Annotated in this window: 14 protein-coding genes and 1 tRNA gene; 6 read left to right on the top strand and 9 right to left on the bottom strand. The window is 56.5% G+C overall.

What is annotated here, in order from left to right; genetic code table 11:
- Positions 1–147 precede the first annotated feature (147 nt).
- Complete coding sequence (locus tag H151_RS0110055) at positions 148–927, bottom strand: M48 family metallopeptidase (RefSeq protein ID WP_019961539.1); 780 nt, start codon at positions 925–927, stop codon at positions 148–150.
- Positions 928–1,128: 201 nt separating this feature from the next.
- Here H151_RS0110055 and H151_RS0110045 point away from each other — a divergent pair, with 201 nt between their 5' ends.
- The 5 genes from H151_RS0110045 to H151_RS0110025 all read left to right on the top strand — a co-directional run bounded on the left by H151_RS0110045 (position 1,129) and on the right by H151_RS0110025 (position 6,517).
- Entirely contained in the window at positions 1,129–3,225 is a 2,097-nt protein-coding gene (locus H151_RS0110045) for an AsmA family protein (protein WP_019961537.1), read from the top strand.
- Between the two features lie 163 nt (positions 3,226–3,388).
- Positions 3,389–4,363, top strand: a complete 975-nt coding sequence (locus H151_RS17105; RefSeq protein ID WP_019961536.1) for a beta/gamma crystallin-related protein — start codon at positions 3,389–3,391, stop codon at positions 4,361–4,363.
- Between the two features lie 110 nt (positions 4,364–4,473).
- Positions 4,474–5,355 carry a phenylalanine 4-monooxygenase gene (gene phhA, locus H151_RS0110035; RefSeq protein WP_019961535.1) on the top strand — a complete coding sequence of 294 codons (882 nt, stop codon included), beginning with the start codon at positions 4,474–4,476 and terminating at the stop codon, positions 5,353–5,355.
- A 112-nt stretch (positions 5,356–5,467) separates the two neighbouring features.
- The gene (locus H151_RS0110030; RefSeq protein ID WP_019961534.1) at positions 5,468–5,938 is read left to right on the top strand and encodes a hypothetical protein; all 471 of its coding nucleotides are present in this window, start codon (positions 5,468–5,470) and stop codon (positions 5,936–5,938) included.
- Positions 5,939–6,079: 141 nt separating this feature from the next.
- Positions 6,080–6,517, top strand: coding sequence for a hypothetical protein (locus tag H151_RS0110025; protein ID WP_019961533.1), 438 nt, complete (start codon positions 6,080–6,082; stop codon positions 6,515–6,517).
- A gap of 4 nt (positions 6,518–6,521) precedes the next feature.
- On the opposite strand, the gene astB is transcribed toward H151_RS0110025, so the two are convergent.
- The 8 genes from astB to H151_RS0109985 form a co-directional block, all read right to left on the bottom strand.
- Complete coding sequence (gene astB, locus H151_RS0110020; protein WP_019961532.1) at positions 6,522–7,862, bottom strand: N-succinylarginine dihydrolase; 1,341 nt, start codon at positions 7,860–7,862, stop codon at positions 6,522–6,524.
- A 2-nt stretch (positions 7,863–7,864) separates the two neighbouring features.
- Positions 7,865–9,322 (bottom strand): succinylglutamate-semialdehyde dehydrogenase, encoded by a 1,458-nt coding sequence (gene astD, locus H151_RS0110015; RefSeq protein WP_019961531.1) that lies wholly within the window; start codon positions 9,320–9,322, stop codon positions 7,865–7,867.
- Positions 9,319–10,335, bottom strand: a complete 1,017-nt coding sequence (locus H151_RS0110010) for an arginine N-succinyltransferase (RefSeq protein WP_019961530.1) — start codon at positions 10,333–10,335, stop codon at positions 9,319–9,321. Before H151_RS0110010 ends, astD begins: the two co-directional genes overlap by 4 nt.
- 10 nt (positions 10,336–10,345) lie before the next feature.
- A complete protein-coding gene (locus H151_RS0110005; RefSeq protein ID WP_019961529.1) occupies positions 10,346–11,605 on the bottom strand; it encodes a hydrolase in 1,260 nt (419 codons plus the stop codon).
- 23 nt (positions 11,606–11,628) lie between these two features.
- The gene (locus H151_RS0110000) at positions 11,629–12,918 is read right to left on the bottom strand and encodes a cystathionine gamma-synthase family protein (protein WP_019961528.1); all 1,290 of its coding nucleotides are present in this window, start codon (positions 12,916–12,918) and stop codon (positions 11,629–11,631) included.
- A 233-nt stretch (positions 12,919–13,151) separates the two neighbouring features.
- Positions 13,152–14,207: an OmpA family protein gene (locus H151_RS0109995; RefSeq protein WP_019961527.1), complete on the bottom strand. Its 1,056-nt coding sequence runs from the start codon at positions 14,205–14,207 to the stop codon at positions 13,152–13,154.
- 210 nt (positions 14,208–14,417) lie between these two features.
- Positions 14,418–15,629 carry a CaiB/BaiF CoA transferase family protein gene (locus tag H151_RS0109990; RefSeq protein WP_019961526.1) on the bottom strand — a complete coding sequence of 404 codons (1,212 nt, stop codon included), beginning with the start codon at positions 15,627–15,629 and terminating at the stop codon, positions 14,418–14,420.
- Between the two features lie 256 nt (positions 15,630–15,885).
- Positions 15,886–15,961, bottom strand: a tRNA-Lys gene (locus H151_RS0109985).
- 133 nt (positions 15,962–16,094) lie between these two features.
- On the opposite strand from H151_RS0109985, the gene H151_RS0109980 reads away from it, so the two are divergent.
- The gene (locus H151_RS0109980; RefSeq protein WP_019961525.1) at positions 16,095–16,709 is read left to right on the top strand and encodes a hypothetical protein; all 615 of its coding nucleotides are present in this window, start codon (positions 16,095–16,097) and stop codon (positions 16,707–16,709) included.
- Positions 16,710–16,718 lie beyond the last annotated feature (9 nt).

The raw sequence follows: 16,718 nt of genomic DNA, 5'->3' as shown, positions 1-16,718 counted from the left end.
ACCATTTTTATCACCGACACTGCGGTTGATACCGGGCCGTGAGGCGCTGGAACTTACGGGCAAGCGTTTTGACTTGCAAGAGGGTAGAGCCAGCGTTTTGCAGCGCCCCACCCTATAAATAACAGTCCAGACTGGACCGCGGCAAGCCTAAATCAAACCGCGTTCGGTGAGATAAGCCGTCATCGCCTCAATCCGGTGCTCATCAGAAGGGTGGGTCGACATAAATTCAAAAGAGCGTGTGGAGTGTAGGCCACTCATCCCATTCCAGAAGGTCAGCGCCTCAACCGGATTATAATCGGCATGCTCCATGAATTGCAGGCCCAGGCGGTCGGCCTCATATTCATGGCGGCGTGAGTAAGGCAGGACAACACCGAAGGTGACGCCTGCACCCAGAACGGCGGCCCAGACGGCGGAATTATCGACATCAGCCGAATCAAGGGCCAACGCGGCCAGGCCAATCCCGACACCGGCGGCCATTTGCTGGCTGGCGCGCTCTGCGGCGTGACGTCCGGCGACATGGCCCGCCTCATGGCCCATCACAGTCGCAACCTGGGCGTCATTATCCATGACATCCAAAATCCCGCGATAGAACCCCACCTTACCATTGGGCAGAACCCAGGCATTGATCGAATCACTATCAAAGACCACGAATTCCCAATCGAGATGGGTTTGGCCTGAGGCATCGACGATTTTGCGGCCCACACGCTCCACCCGGCGACGCAAGGCCGGATCACGGCTGACGCGCTCCTGACGCAGGGATTCATTCCACGCTTGTGTGGACATTTCCGAGATCTGATCATCAGAGACCAGCATCAACTGGCTGCGGCCCAGCGCCATATTCTCTGCGCAACCCGGTGTAAAGGCCACCACACTGCCCGTGGCCAAGCCCATCAACAGTTCGCGCCGGTCCATTTTAATCGTCGTCATCGTCCTCATGCCTTCCTTAAGGGCGAAAACACCCTTAAAAAACCCCCTAGGCGAATTTCTAGGCGCGGATGTCATAGAAACGCCGCATAAATAAGAATACTCTGCATTGTGGCCGCGATGGGGCCAATCTGGCAAGCCAGCAGAATGAGATTTTCTCTCATTGTCTCATCACGGCATAAGCTCTTCGGGTGGGAGGTCCCTATGCGCCGCATTCTACTACTCTTAGTCATCCTTATTGGTGTCATTTTTGGGGCAGCGCTGATTTTGCCTGCCGTCATTCCCACCGATAGCTATCGCGCACGCGTAGAGAGCGCCGCCAGCGATGCGCTGGGCCGCGAGGTGCGCTTGTCCGGTCCAATCAAACTCGCTCTTTTGCCTAAGGTCCAAGTGCGCGCCGAGGATGTTTCGATTGCCAATGCTGACGGCTTTGGCGATGAGGCCTTTGCCGAAATGAGCGAGCTTCGCCTGACCCTCGCCTTCTGGCCCCTGTTGCAAAAGACTATCGAGCTGGAAGAATTTGTCCTGGTTGAGCCCACTATTCGTCTCACCCAGCGCGGGGCCCGTAATAACTGGACCTTCAAGACCGCCGGTGAAGTCGCACCCACCCAGCAGGCCGATGCGCGTGGTGCCTTTATTCGTCAACCCGGTGCCCTGCCCCTGGAGGCGAGCCTGGGCGATTTACGGATCGAAAACGGGGCACTGTCTTTCGTCAGCGAGCAGCAAAGCTTCACCGTCACCGCGCTGAATGTCCGTACCAGCCTGCCGAGTGTGGATGAAGCTGCGCAATTAGAAGGCAGCTTCACGCTAAATGGGGAAGATTTCCGCTTCGACACCGGGCTCTCCAGCCTACGCGCTCTGTTCGAAGGTCAAGCCACCGATATTGATCTTGCTGTGGCCAGCGCCGTGCTTGATCTCGATTTCCAAGGGCAGATGGCTGAAAGTGAAAGCTTTGCTTTTGCGGGGGACTTTAGGGCAAACCTGCCTAACCTACCGCGCCTGGCTGCGATTGCCGGGGCGAGCCTGCCCCAAGGCAATACCTATAAAAGCTTCTATGCTGAAGGGCGTCTGATCGGCGAGCCCGGCCGCTTGACGGTGCGCGGGAATGGCCAACCGCCACGCGGCGATAACGCCCTGATCCGCTTTGACGACATCACCAGCGAAGGCACCTTGACCGTCACCTATGGCGGGGATCGCCCGATGGTGCGGGGGCGATTAAGCCTGGATACGCTCGACATCACCCCCTATGCCGGTTCAGGTGAGCGTGCGAACACCCAGCGCCCATCAGGACCCATGGAGTTCAGCCGGACACCGATGGATCTTTCGGCCCTGGGCCTTGTGGATGCCGACCTTAATCTCAGCGTCAACACGTTGAAATTCCAAGCCTTGGAAGTCAGCGATGTGGCGCTTCACGCGGTGCTCGATCGCGCACGCCTGCAAGCTGATTTAACCCAATTCACCCTCTATCAAGGTCGCGGCCGGGCGACAGCGATCGCCAATGCGCGCACCGCCACCCCCAGCTATGGCCTCAACGCCAATCTGGAGGGGGTGTCGGCTCTGCCGCTCTTACAGGCCGCCGCAGGCTTTGACCGTTTAGAAGGTTTGGGCACGATCACGATGGATCTGACCAGCCGGGGTGCCAGCGCTCATGACATCATCAACGGGCTCAATGGCACATCCAATTTCCGCTTCGCTGATGGGGCCATTAAAGGCATCAATTTGGCGCAAGTTCTGCGCGGTGTACAATCGGCGCTGACCAATCGTGGCTTGCCTGAGGGTTTCGGCGCGCAAGAAAGCACAGACTTTACCAGTTTGACCCTGGCGACCACGCTGAGCAATGGTTTAGCGAATGCCAATCTGGAAATGTTGAGCCCGCTGGTGCGCGTCAATGGCGGCGGGGTGTTCAACCTGCCTCAGCAAAACATGGATTATCGCATCACGCCGCGCGCTGTCGCCTCCCTTCAGGGCCAGGGAGGTACAAACGACCTTGTCGGCATTCCGGTGCCGATCCGCCTGCAAGGAAGCTTTAGCGAGCCGCAAATCGGCATCGACTTTGAAGCGGTCGCACAATCGCTCTTGCGGGCCCGTCTGGGCCAAGCCGTCGGGGGCAATAACGCCAATGGCGAACCGCAAAGCCTGGAAGAGACCGCGCGCGATGCGCTGACCAATGCGCTCTTTGGAAATCGCAATCGCGATCAATCCTCTGAGGACACGTCCCAAGACAGTGATCAAAATCAAGACGAAGACAAAGACGAAGATCCCGCTCAGCAATTGCTTCGCGGTTTACTGGGCGGCGGCTGAGGCCTCGAGGCATAATCTAATAAAGGCCCGGACTATGTTCGGGCCTTGCCTTATTTTGGCCACCAACCCTTCACTAAACCTGCACAACCTCTTCAGTTTTCGTTCAGACGGCACCGACTACATCTGATCGCAATGATAACCCTTACCTTTTGGAGTGAACCTTATGTCAGGTCTTCTTCGTCCGCTTGTTTTCGCTGCTCTGGGTACGCTCAGCGCGGTAAGCCTTTTGGCCCCCGCCGAAGCCCAACGTGGGCGTGGTCGCGACCGCGATGATGAACGCGGCGGTGCCATCATTCTTTATGAACACGCCAATTACCAAGGTCGCTCGGTTCGTATTACCGAAGCCTCGTCCAATCTGGGGCATGAGGGCATGAATGATATGGTCTCCTCCATCCGCATCGAAGGACGCGGTCAGTGGGAGATTTGTGTTCATGCCGATTATCGCGGCAGTTGTGGTGTCATCAACGAAGATCAGCCCGATATGACCCGTAATGCCATGAATGACAAAATGTCATCGGTTCGTCGGGTCCGCTTCCGCGGTCCTGATGCCGAGGCGGGCGCGACGCTTTATGCGGGACCGAATTTTACCGGACGCTCCATTACCCTCAACAGCTCTTCGGCCAATCTCAGCGGCTTGGCGTTTAATGACATGGCCGGTTCCATTCGGGTTCACCGCGGATCTTGGGTCTTCTGTCAGCACGCCGATTTTGAAGGCCGCTGCGAAACCTTTGAAGGCGATGTGCGCTCTCTCGCGCGTATGGGTTTCGAGCGTGAGATTTCTTCGGCTGAACCCTTAGATGATTACAATTATCGCCGCCCTGGTCGCTCTGGTCCTGATTACCCCAGCCGTCCTGGGCGTCCTGGACGTCCTGGGGGACGCGTGGATGTCGATGGCGGCACACCCACCGTCTATTATGAGCGTCCTTCTGTCGATGGCCAGCCGGTCGCCTTCTGTAGCGATCGTTTTGGGCGCACCTGCGGGGTAGAAGTCGCCAACCAGCTGTGCCGCAGCGCCGGTCATCGCCGCGCGATGTATCACGAGCGGTCTAATTATCGCGGTGAGGCTTACTTCCTGCAGGATGATAATTTCGGACGCACCGAAGAAATCCTGACTAATGTCTTGTGCAACGATCGCTAAGACCCGCGACATTTTAGACCGCATATTTACAGCCAAGGCCCCTCGCATTGCGGGGGGCTTTTTGCTAAAATAGTTACAAACGAAACTATTTTTTCGGAGAGTCTTTTACCATGCCGGTCAATGACCCTATTATTGCGCAACAAACCCCACGTGCCGATCACACCATTGACCAGATGTGGGATAAGTATACGCCGGAAGAGCATGGGGTCTGGAAGACGCTTTATGATCGCCAGATGAAAGTGCTGCAAGGGCGCGCCGCGCCGGAGCATTTCAAGGGCCTCGAGCTTTTGAATATGAGCGATGAAATCCCCGATTTCCGCCGGATGAATGAAAAGCTGATGGCGCTGACCGGCTGGGAAGTCGTCACCGTTCACGGCCTGATCCCCAATGATGTGTTCTTCGATCATCTGGCTAATCGCCGCTTTGTCGCCGGGCGTTTTATTCGCGATGCACATAAGCTGGATTATCTTGAAGAGCCTGACATCTTCCACGATGTCTTTGGTCATGTCCCCTTACTGACCCAACCGGTTTTTGCCGATTATATGCAGGCCTATGGGCGCGGCGGGGTCAAAGCTATGAAGCATGACATGATCGAAAACCTGACCCGGCTCTATTGGTATACGGTCGAGTTTGGCTTGATCAACACCCCTGAGGGGCGGCGCATCTATGGTGCGGGCATTGTCTCCTCGCAATCTGAATCGAAATTCAGCCTGGAAGCGCGCTCGCCCCACCGCGTCCATTTTGATCTCGAGCGGGTGATGACCACCGATTACCGCTATGATGATTTCCAGCAGACCTATTTCGTCATCGATTCTTATGACGAGCTGATGGAGGCCACCGCCGGTCAGGACTTCGATCCGATCTATGCCAAGCTGAAAGGTGTTCCCGACACCAAGCCCGATACGCTGGTGGACGGCGATAAGGTCTATACCCAAGGCACCCAGGAATATGCCCATGCGGGCGGCTTGAAGGCTGAAGCGGTTGCCGTTTAAGGCGTTTTGAAGCTTATTCACAGATGATCATTAATATCTATTCACTGCTTTCGTTCAGACTTTAACAAGGCTCCGCGCGTATCCTTCACGACCTCATGAAAGGAATGTGCGGGTGAGTGATAGTCTGATTGAGCACTGTTTTGATGGACAGGCCTTAAAGTTGGTTGTGCGCGGCCAACGCACACCCTCTGATGCCTTGGGCACGCTTGCTTATTTCCTGCGGGTGTATAAGGCCCAGCCTGCCCGCCGGATCCTGTTTGATCCGCGCAAAGCGACATATACTGCCAATATGAACCGGTACATGTTTGAAGCGATGGCCAAGCTGACCGAACTGCCCCCTTCGCGCATAGCGGTGATCAAGTCTGATCACACCTTGGGTTTGGTCAATATCGCCCTGGAAATCGTCAATCTCAGCACGCCCCATAAGATGCGCGCCTTCAGTGATGAAGAGGCTGCACGCACCTGGCTGCTGGATGATCAGCGCGGTCTTGAAGACGACGCCCCGGCCCCGCCCCCCGCCGAGCCTGAACTGGTGAAATCACCGCGTCCGGACACCTATGATGATGTTTTTATCATCGACTGATCGGGGGCATTCTAGCAGCTTGTTGAATGCGTTTGGTTATCGCTCAAAATCCTTCAACGAAGTTAACGCGCGCAAACCCTCTTCATTCAATCTTTAAAAAGATCCATCGCCTAGCGTGCTGCCTTTCGAAGGGGGCTCGCCATGACTACGCTCGATATAAAACCCTGTTTAGGGGGCAAAGCCTTATTGCTGGTGGCCCACGGTCATCGCCGCCCCGTTGATATGGGCCGGGGTCAGCGCGCCTTTTTGAAAGCCTATAAAGCCGCAAACACGCGCCGGGTTTTATTTGACCCTCGAAAAGCCTTTTATGATGCCAGTATAGAGACTTACCTGACCCAGGGCCTGATGGTTTTGACCACTTTGCCGCCCACACGCTTTGCGGTTTTAAAAGCCAATCACCTTCAAGGCCTAATCGCCCTTGTGCAAGAAATGATCAATTCCAGCACGCCCCATAAGCTTCGCACCTTTAACACCCTCAAAGAGGCCGAACGCTGGCTCAGTGAAGACCTGATCGCATCACACACGCCAAGGGCGGAACCACGCCGTGTCCCGCCCCTGGATATTCACTATCTTGATTAAGGCTTTAACCGCGCTGAAAAGGATAAAATCCCCGCCCCAGCCCCAAGATTGCAGTTAGCGCATCCAGCGCGCCTTGGGCCTCCACAATCAAAGCCGGATCGCCCAGATCATTGGGGCCAAGTTCATCGCGATACCATTTTTCACCCCAGGCGGTGAGCTCTTGATAGAGCGTCTCGCTCATCAGGCATTTGGGATTAACGCCGGCGCGCTCCTCCTCGCTCAACACCACACGCAGACGCAGACAGGCCGGCCCGCCGCCATTGCGCATGGATTGACGAACCTCAGCATACTGAACATCGCCGATGGGGCCATTGCCAGCCACCAGACGCTCACAATACTCACGCGTGCTGGTGCATTCTTCGGTTTCCTTGGGCGCGATCAAAACCATGCGGTCATAATCGGGCCAGCTCAGAAGCTGCGAGTTAAAAAGGTAAGACGTGATGGCATCGCCCAGCGGCACTTCACTGTCAGGCACCTCAACGAAGATCGGCTCGAACAGGTCTTCAGCCGCCGCCTTGATCGCCGCCAATGTCCCAGCCTTGTCCTCGAACGCAAATTCATGGAAGAACAATACCGGACCATTGCCGACACAGACCACATCATTGTGGAAGGCCCCCGCATCAATGGCGCGCTGAGACTGGCGCACAATCACCGTGCGCTTGGGGTTCAGGCCATGACGACGCGCAATGGCTTCACACGATTGGCGGGTTTGGCGTGCAGGAAAAACACCGCGATAATCCTCATAGGCATCACGGCCAAAAACCAAAATCTCCACACCCTCCTCGCCATGTTCAGCGCACAGGCGCACATGATTGGCCGCGCCTTCATCACTGAAGGCCACCTGATCGGGTAAAGGCGCATGAACCGCGAAGTGGGTATCATCGGCAAAGATCGCCTTCAACGCGGTTTCGGTCTGGGGCCCTTCGATGGAGCGGTGCAGGGTCGAATGCAGATTGGCCGGTGTGAAATGAACCCGGCCATCGGCGGTATCAGCCGAAGGACTGACCATGGCCGCATTTGCCGCCCACATCGGACTGGCCGAGGTGAGATTGCGGCAAAGGACGGGGTCTGCCGCCCAGGCCGCGTCCCAAATCGCTTTGTCAGAGCCAGAAAAACCCAATTCACGCAGGCGCGGCAGGAAGGGACGCTCATGCGGGGGCAGAACGCCCTGCACCAGGCCTGCATCGGCCAAACGCTTCATCTTCGCCAGGCCTTCTAGCACCCCGGCACGCGGGGAAGAGATGAGGCCCTTATTCTTCGCACTGGCGACATTGCCGTCTGCCAAGCCGCCATAATTGTGGGTCGGCCCAACCAGGCCGTCGAAATTCGCTTCGATCGTGCGCATGGTTAGAGCCCCTTAATGGCTTGTTTTTCGAGGGTGCTCGCGGCCTGCGTGGCCACCGGATAGGCGCAATAATCCGCCGCATAATAGGCGCTGGGGCGCAGATTTCCCGATTGCCCCGGACCGCCGAAGGGCATCGTGCTGGCCGCGCCCGGCGTGGGTCGGTTCCAGTTGACAATCCCGGCGCGGCTACCCACCCAGAAGCGTTTCCACAAGGCTTCATCACGGCTAACCAGCCCAGCAGACAGGCCATAGGCGGTATTATTGGCTTCGACCAAGGCCGCCTCAAAGCTCGCCACGCGGCGCACCTGAAGGAGCGGGCCGAAGACTTCTTCATCGGACACATCAAGCCCGGTGGTGTCGATCAGGGAGGGCGAAACAAAGGCCGCGCCTTTATCCAGGATTTTGGCTTCGGCCAACACCTTCGCGCCCTTACCGGCCAGCAGGGCTTGCGCATCAATCACCGCCTGGGCCGCCCGATCAGAGATCAGCGGGCCATAGAAGGGTTCGGGATTGGCATTCCACACATCAATCGGCAGCTTAGGAATGAGATCGGTCAAAACCTCTAGGATTTGATCGCCCGCTTGGCCCTCTGGCAAGATCAAACGGCGCGCACACGAACAGCGTTGCCCGCCGGAGATGTAAGCCGACAGAATGGCAATGCGCGCAGACGCCTCCGCATCTTGGTCATCCCAGATCACCAGCGGGTTATTGCCGCCCATTTCCAAGGCCAGTTGCACCCCTGTGCGTCCGGCAAATTTGGTATGAATAAAGCGCCCCGTATTCCAGGACCCGGTGAATAAAACCCCATCCAGCTCGCCATGATCGAGGGCTGCACCGCCCACCTCGCGCCCGCCTTGGACCAGGTTCAGCACCCCATCGGGAAGCCCTGCGCCCTGCCACATCTCAGCCATCAGCGCGCCCATGGCAGGCGTCAATTCTGAGGGTTTAAAGACCAAGGTATTACCCGCCAGCAAGGCCGGAATGATATGGCCATTGGGTAAGTGACCGGGGAAGTTATACGGCCCCATCACAAAGAAGACGCCCAAGGGCTTATGCGCCAATTGCTGATAGCCGAAATCGGTTTCGGTATAAGTCTGGCCCGTGCGCTCGCCATAGGCTTTGATCGAGACATCGGCCTTGGCGGCCATCGCCCCGGCCTCGCCCAGACTGTCCCACAACACCTTGCCGGTCTCGCGTGCGATCAGCTCAGCAATCTCGTCCTTGCGCGCCACGACTTGCGCCTTATAGGCCTCAACAATGGCTTTACGCGCGTCAAAACCCAATAACGCCCAATCCATAAAGGCGGCGCGGGCCGCTTTAAAGGCGTGGTCGACTTGATCGGCGCTGGCGGTTTTACCCTGCCATACGGTTTCACCACTGGCCGGGTCGAGGGATGTTAAGCCCCCCCCCTGACCGGTCACCCATTGACCGGCGATGAAGCTTTCGGATCTGGCGCTCATGGGGCCTCCCACATACGTATCGTGTCGCCGGGGCCCACGCGTAAGGCAGTGCGGGCCTCATCAGATAGATAGGCGACATGTTCGTCGGCTTCGATTTCGGTAAAGACGCAGCGGAAACCGTCGACGCTGGTGGTGGAGACCATAGCCTTAACCGCAGCGTGGCCCAAGGGGGATGAAGCAAGCGCGCGCAGTTGGCTGTCCTTGATGGTGCGACAATCAGCGGTGTCGACCGAAACCAACGGACCGCCATCAAACACATCGACATAATTGTCATAGCGGAAGTTTTCCGCCTCTAACAGGCGCAGCGCCCCCACCCCATGGGGATGGGTCTGGCCAACGACCTCGCGCGCGGCTTTTGGCAGCAAATCCAGATAGATCGGATGCTTGGGCATCAAATCCAAAATGAACTGATTATCCGTCGCCGCACTCATCTGGTCGGCCTCATCAAAACTCATCCGGAAAAAAGGCTTAGAGACATGATCATAAAAGGGTGAGTGGCCATCCTCACTGACAACCCCGCGTAATTCCGACAGCAGGCGCGGACCAAAGCGGGTCAGATCATTGGCGATCAGCATATAGCGCGCCTGGGCGATCAAGCGCCCCGCCCCGCGCCCGCGCGCGCCATCGCTGACAAACAACGAGCCCACTTCCGTGCAGCCCGCAAAATCATTGACCAACAGCATGACATCCATGTCGAAGCGGCGTTGCGCCTCTTTCGAGGATTGAGCCAGGGTTATGATTTTAAAGTCAAAATAGGGCTTCTTGATCCCCACACCAGCCTTCACCGCCGAGGTGCCCATAATGTCCCCGGTTTCACTATCAATCAGCATTAACTGATAATGCGCATCCGAGCGATCTTCGATGACCCCACCGAAAGAGCGCTCCGAGGTCATCAGCTTTTTGGCCAATTCCTCATCACTCAGTGACAATGAGGTAAAGCCCGACCCGGTAGAACGGGCCAAATCAACAAAAGCGCCATGATCGACAGATTTCGCAGCACGAACGACGAGCATGCCCCCTCCCCTATGATTGACGCGCCAGGGCGCGCGCCTGTTTGGCGTCGAATGTCCCTTGCGCAAATTTCATCAGCATCACTGCCGAAAGCTTTGATTTTTCTGCAAAACTCGACAGCTTGACGATCTCACGGTCAGAATGAATATCCGCGCCGCGCACCCCCAAAGTATCGACATTGGGACAGCCCGAGGCCCACAGATTATTACCCTCGCACACCCCGCCGGTATCTTGCCATTTAAGATCCAGGCCTATGGCCTCACCAGCCGCACGCGTCCATTGAAACATCTGTAAATTGGCCGCGCTCATCGGCTTGGGCGGACGGGTAAAGCCGCCATGCAGATCCGCCGTGATGCCATCACGGGCATTGGTTTTGGCGACCAGCTTTTCCAATTCGCCTTTAATCCAAAGCGCTTCGTCTTCAGTTTTCACGCGAACATTGAAGCGCGCAATGCCCAGATCGGGCACCACATTGGGCGCGCCGCCGCCATCAATGCGACTGACATTAATAGTCACATGCTCTTTAACGCCGTTAAGATTATCCAGCTCTTGAGCGAAGGCGGCCGCGGCGACAATCGCATTGCGGCCCAGATGATGCTCGCGCCCGGCATGGGCGGCTTTACCGCGTACCCGCAGCGAGAAATTGCCCGAGCCCTTACGCGCACCCGCCAAAGACCCATCGGCCAGTGCAGGCTCATACGTCATGCCGATATCCGCGCGTGCGCCCAGCTCTGCCAGGATCGGACCGGAACCCAGCGAGCCGATTTCCTCATCCGGACTGATCAAAACATCATAGCCAATCTGCTTGGCCCAGGGTGAGCGCTCCAACGCCAACAGGCCATGAAGCATCACCAAAATTCCGCCCTTCATATCCGCCACACCGGGACCGTTTAACGTGTCCGCATCCCATTGATCGAGATCTTGAAAATGGCTCTCCACCGGGAATACTGTGTCATGATGACCGGTCAGGACAATGCGGATCGGGGCCTCTGGCCGCTGCGACACTCGCATAGCCGGAGTGTAGTGAATGTCTTTGATTTCACCGTTATTTTCCACCGTCTGGGACGAATGGAGCTCTTGCGCGGTGATCATTGCGCCGGTTTCGGCGAAGGCTTGGCCCAAAACCTTGCGCATGGCCTCCAGCCCTTCGCGATTGCGAGAGCCGGAATTGATCCGCGCCCAGGTTTTAACCGTGTCAATCATATGATCGGCGCGTGCCTCGACCCAATCCAGGATCGAGGCTTCATCGCGACTTAAATCGAGTTGCGTCATAAAAATCTATTATCTTTTAGGGTTTAGGCGTGCTCAAGCGCCTGATTGAGATCAGCGATAATATCTTGCGGGTTTTCAAGGCCCACCGATAAACGCACCATGCCCGGATCAAAGCCCAAGCGCGCGCGCAGCAGTGGATCAACACCGGAATGGGTCGTGCTGCCCGGATGGGAGATCAGCGATTCGGTCCCGCCCAAAGACACCGCCAGCTTGATGACTTTCAAGGCATTTTGGAAGCGGAAGGCCGCATCCTCCCCGCCTTTAATGTCAAAGGCAAAGGTCGATCCATTCATAGTGGCTTGGCGGGTATGAAGGGTGTGGTCACGCGAGCCCTCTTCCAAAAAGCCCAGATAGCGCACTTTTTGCACTTTCGGGTGATCGCGCAAAAATTCCGCGACGATGCGGGCAGAATTAAACGCGGCCTCCATACGGATTTTGACCGTCTCCAGACTGCGCAGCAACATCCAGCACGAATGTGGGTCCAAATTGGTGCCAATGGCGGAGCGAAGCTTGCGCACGGGGGCCATCACGGCATCAGAGCCCAAGGCCGCGCCCGCCACCAAATCAGAATGCCCGCCGACATATTTGGTTAGCGAGTAGAGCACCATATCAATGCCCTGCTCTAAGGGATGCTGAGCGATGGGCCCTAAAAACGTATTATCAATCATAATGATCGGGCGATGGCCTTGGCGCTGCTCAATCTCATCAGCTAAGGCCACCAACAAAGCGAAATCGACGATTTCATTGGTCGGGTTGGTGGGGCTTTCAGCCATGATGACCGAAATCCGGCCCTGGGTGAGAGCCTCCTCCATCGCCTTTTTCACCTCGGCCTCTGGGGCCATGGCAACGAATTCCACTTGGGCAATCGCGTAATTGGGCAGCACATTACGGATCATGGTTTCGGTCCCGCCATAAAGCGGAGTGGAATGCAACACCACATCGCCCGCTTTGGAATGGGCCATGATGGCAGTTGAAATCGCCGACATCCCTGAGGAAAACACCACCGCATCTTCAGCCTTATCAAATAAGGTGAGGCGATCTTCCAAGACTTCCATATTGGGATTGTTAAAGCGCGAATAGAGAAGCCCAGCGGTTTCAGGATCGCCGGCCTGGGCGCGACCGCCCATCACCCGGAAAAAGGCTGCGCCTTCTTCCGCGCTGGCATAGGCAAAGGTGGAGGTTAGAAATACCGGAGGCTTGATCGAGCCCTCAGACAGTTTGGGATCAAAGCCATAGCTCATCATCATCGTCTCAGGCGATAAGACATGATCACCCAGGGCGCGCTTACGGTAGGTTTTATCTGGCTTGCTCATCTGGATCCTCCCTTGGAAGAGATGTGTCGGGCGATACGTGTCGCCACACTCGTTATGATCCTTGTTTGCGCCTTCCCCGCTTTGGGGTCAAGCAAACGCGATGAAAGCTTTTAAAAATATCATTTCAAAGAGAGTTTCTTGCGTGACGCAGACAGATGTCCGGCCAAAAGAAAGGCCCGAAGCGAAACGCTTCGGGCCAAACTTTTAGTCGCCGGAAGAACCGGACCTACAAATTAACGCAGGTCAATAGTTACTTCTGCACGGCGGTTCAGAGGCTCGCGAACACCGTCACGGGTCTCAACAGCAGGACGGCTCTCACCGAAGGCTTCCAGAGACACGGCACCGCCAGGTACGCCCAAGCGAACCAACTCGTCACGGACAGCCTGAGCGCGACGCTCTGACAGACGGACGTTGTAGCCTTGAGCACCAGAACGGTCAGCGTGACCGGCGATCGTGACAGACGCCACACCGCAATCACGGGCTTCACGTACGGCTTGGTTGATCACAGCGCGGGCCTGATCGGTCAGCGCAGATTGGTCCCAACCGAAGTACACCACGAAACCAGCATCTTCACATACAGCAGCAGGTGGAGGAGGAGGTGGTGGTGGTGGCGGAGGAGGTGGTGGTGGCGGAGGAGGCGGTGGTGGAGGCGGAGCTGCAGGCTCAGCAAAGCTGTAGCGCAGACCCAACCATGCCTCGTGACCGCCAACGCCGTCTACTTTAACACCACCATAATTGGTGTCTTTGTGGGCAAAGTAACGGTATTCGGTGTCGAGAACCAAGTTCTGGGTCAAGTGCCAGCCGATACCCGCGATCAGCTGGTATGCCAAGGCGTTGTCTTTGTCGTCGATATTAACGAACGTACCAGAAGAGGCTTGGTTGAAGCCTTGGATTGAGGCGTCAGAACGCACCCAACCGATACCTGCACCGACGTATGGACGCCACCAAGAGCCTTCGTTGAAGTCATAAAGACCGTTCAACATGATGGCCCAAGAATGCAAATCGCTCGTGCTGTTAGGATAGTTACCTACAGCGCCGGTATCGTTGAAGCGGTGAGCCACTTCAGTTTCCAAACGGAAATTGTTGGCCCAGCTGTAACCGACGGCCAAGGCTTCACGAAGATCGCCCTCACCGTTGATTTCGCCGTTCAAAGAACCGGTGACGTCAGTATCGCCAGGTGCACCGTAACCGATGGCACCTTTTACATACCAGCCCTCATCCGCCGCCGCGAAGGACGGGACGGCGAGAAGCGCTCCAACGGCGGTTGCCGCGAGTAGCTGTTTCTTCATATTTCCCCCTCCGGGAGCGGAACCGCCCCCTTCGTGTAGAGTTAGCAAATGGCGTGCAAGCCGTTTGCACACCACAAAAGAACCAAGAAAATGGCTCCCGGACATGGCCATAGCGCATTTTAATCGCGAAGACCATACTTATCATAACGCGCATACGAATGATTGGTTCCGAGTTTCTTTTTAGACACACATTTGTGGCCTAAATGCCATTCATAACTCCACAATTGCCCCAGATTGACGAAGCTGCGCAATCTTTTTATCATCCCAATTCAGCATCTTCTGCAGTACCTCAGCGGTATGCTCTGCAAAACGCGGCGGGCCCAGGCGATAGTGTGGCGGGGTAACACTCATATGAATTGGATTCGCTACACCTGGTACAGGCCCTACACCCGTAACGGGAATTTCGATTTGTGCACCACGCGCTTTGGCCTGCGCTTCATCGAAAGCGGCTTTGACAGAATTGATCGGCCCACACGGAATTCCCGCCTTTGACAGCTTGTCCAGCCAAACCCCACTTTCGCCCGCCTTCAAACTCTGTGCGATCATCCCGGTAAGGACATCGCGATTCTCAACCCTTGCCGCATTCGTTTTAAAGCGCGGATCCTTGGCCCAGTCCTCACATCCCAGAACCTGAGCGAAAGCTGCGAACTGGCGATCATTGCCCACCGCGACGATAATCTCGCGGTCGGCCGTGGGGAAATTCTGATACGGCACAATATTGGGGTGCGCATTGCCCAAAGGCTGGGGCACACCACCACTGACCAGATAATTGCTGGCCTGATTGGCCAGCATGGCGAGCTGCACATCAAAAAGCGCCATATCAATATGCTGCCCCCCCATGCCCTGATCGCGCGCAATCAAGGCCGCCATAATGGCGTTAGAGGCATAGACCCCGGTGAAGAGATCAACGACCGGAACGCCCACCTTAACCGGTGCGCCCTGCCCCGTGACCGACATCAGTCCGCCCATGGCCTGAATGAGATAGTCATAGCCCGGTGCATGCGCCAAAGGACCATTTTGGCCAAAGCCGGTGATCGAGCAATAAATCAGGTCTTTGTTGTGGGCCTTCAGCCCCTCATAATCGAGGCCATATTTTTTAAGCCCACCGGTTTTGAAATTCTCGATCACCACATCGCTGATCTTGGCGAGCGCGATAATAATCTCTTGGCCCTCAGGGGTGGTAATATCAACTGCGATCGCGCGCTTATTCCGGTTCGCACACAGATAATAGGCCGCATCCGCGCGCGCTCCCGCCTCATCGGTTAGAAAGGGTGGGCCCCAACCGCGCGTATCATCACCGGTTTTGGGGTTTTCGACCTTGATGACATCTGCGCCAAGATCACCCAGGATCTGCGCACACCACGGCCCGGCCAGAACCCGCGATAAATCCAAAACCCGAATATGGCTGAGCGCTCCGGTCATCTGATCCCTCGATCTTATTTGAGACCTCACAGTTATGGACCATCGCGCGCGAACCGGTCCAGTGCGAGCACACAGCTCTCAGCGTCATAAAAAGATTTTACGAGGAGGCGGCTCAAAGAGCAGCTAAAGTACATTATAGCCTACGAACAACATTGTTCGTGCACCCACACATTTATACACAAGATTTGGAGATTTCACTCGAGCCCGATACCATCCTAATCCCTTAAACATCAACGTTTAATATTCTGGGAAAGGATGGTGAGCCGACAGGGATTCGAACCCTGGACCTACTGATTAAAAGTCAGTTGCTCTACCAGCTGAGCTATCGGCTCCCCTTGCGAAGAGGCGCGGAACCTATAGGCGGAATCAGTAACGGTCAAGCCACCCAGCAGCATCTTTTTTATCTCTTTGCAGTAGCCTGATTTTGCCGCAAAAGGACCACAAAAAAAGAATAGGATAGCAAGCATGAAACAAGTCTTAGTGATCCTTCCGATTCTGTGCCTTAGCGCCTGCGCCACCACGGGTCAGGTTGGTGCGCCCATTCGCTCTGGCTTCACGCAAACCCAAAGCGCGGCGAGCGACGCCTTGGGCCTGGCGCGAGAGCGTCCAGGCATGATCACCATTGAAGAAGGCGATGACACTGTGCCCACCCCCTATGGCGGGGAGGGTGCGCGGCGGCGATGCTCGACCACGGCGCGCGACATTGCGCGCCTGACCGCCATTTTGGGCGCAGACCGCGAGGCCCCGCCCCCGCCGCCCAGCGAAGAGCCCGAAGATGATCGCAGCCTGGTCGATAAGGGACGTGACTTTGCCAGTGACGCGCCAGAGATGGCCGGCGATGCGGCGCGCGATGCCTACCACTCAACGATTGTCGGATTAAACCCCGCCCGCCCGATCATCCGCTTTATTGGACGCGCCGGTGAGATCGAAGCCGAAGCGCGCCGCGAACGCGAGCTTGCCCTCAAACGCCGCGCCTATCTACGCGGGCTCTTCGATGGCTATGGGTGTGAGCGCGATGTGCTGGTCGAAGCGTTTGAGACTTATGGCCTCACCCAAGGCGAGCATACGCCTGAAACCTAAGTCTCTAAG

The sequence above is a fragment of the Woodsholea maritima DSM 17123 genome (assembly GCF_000382325.1).
Taxonomy (GTDB): Bacteria; Pseudomonadota; Alphaproteobacteria; order Caulobacterales; family Maricaulaceae; genus Woodsholea; species Woodsholea maritima.
The sequence above is the reverse complement of the archived record's forward strand: the minus strand, read 5'-3'. Positions and strand labels throughout refer to the sequence as shown.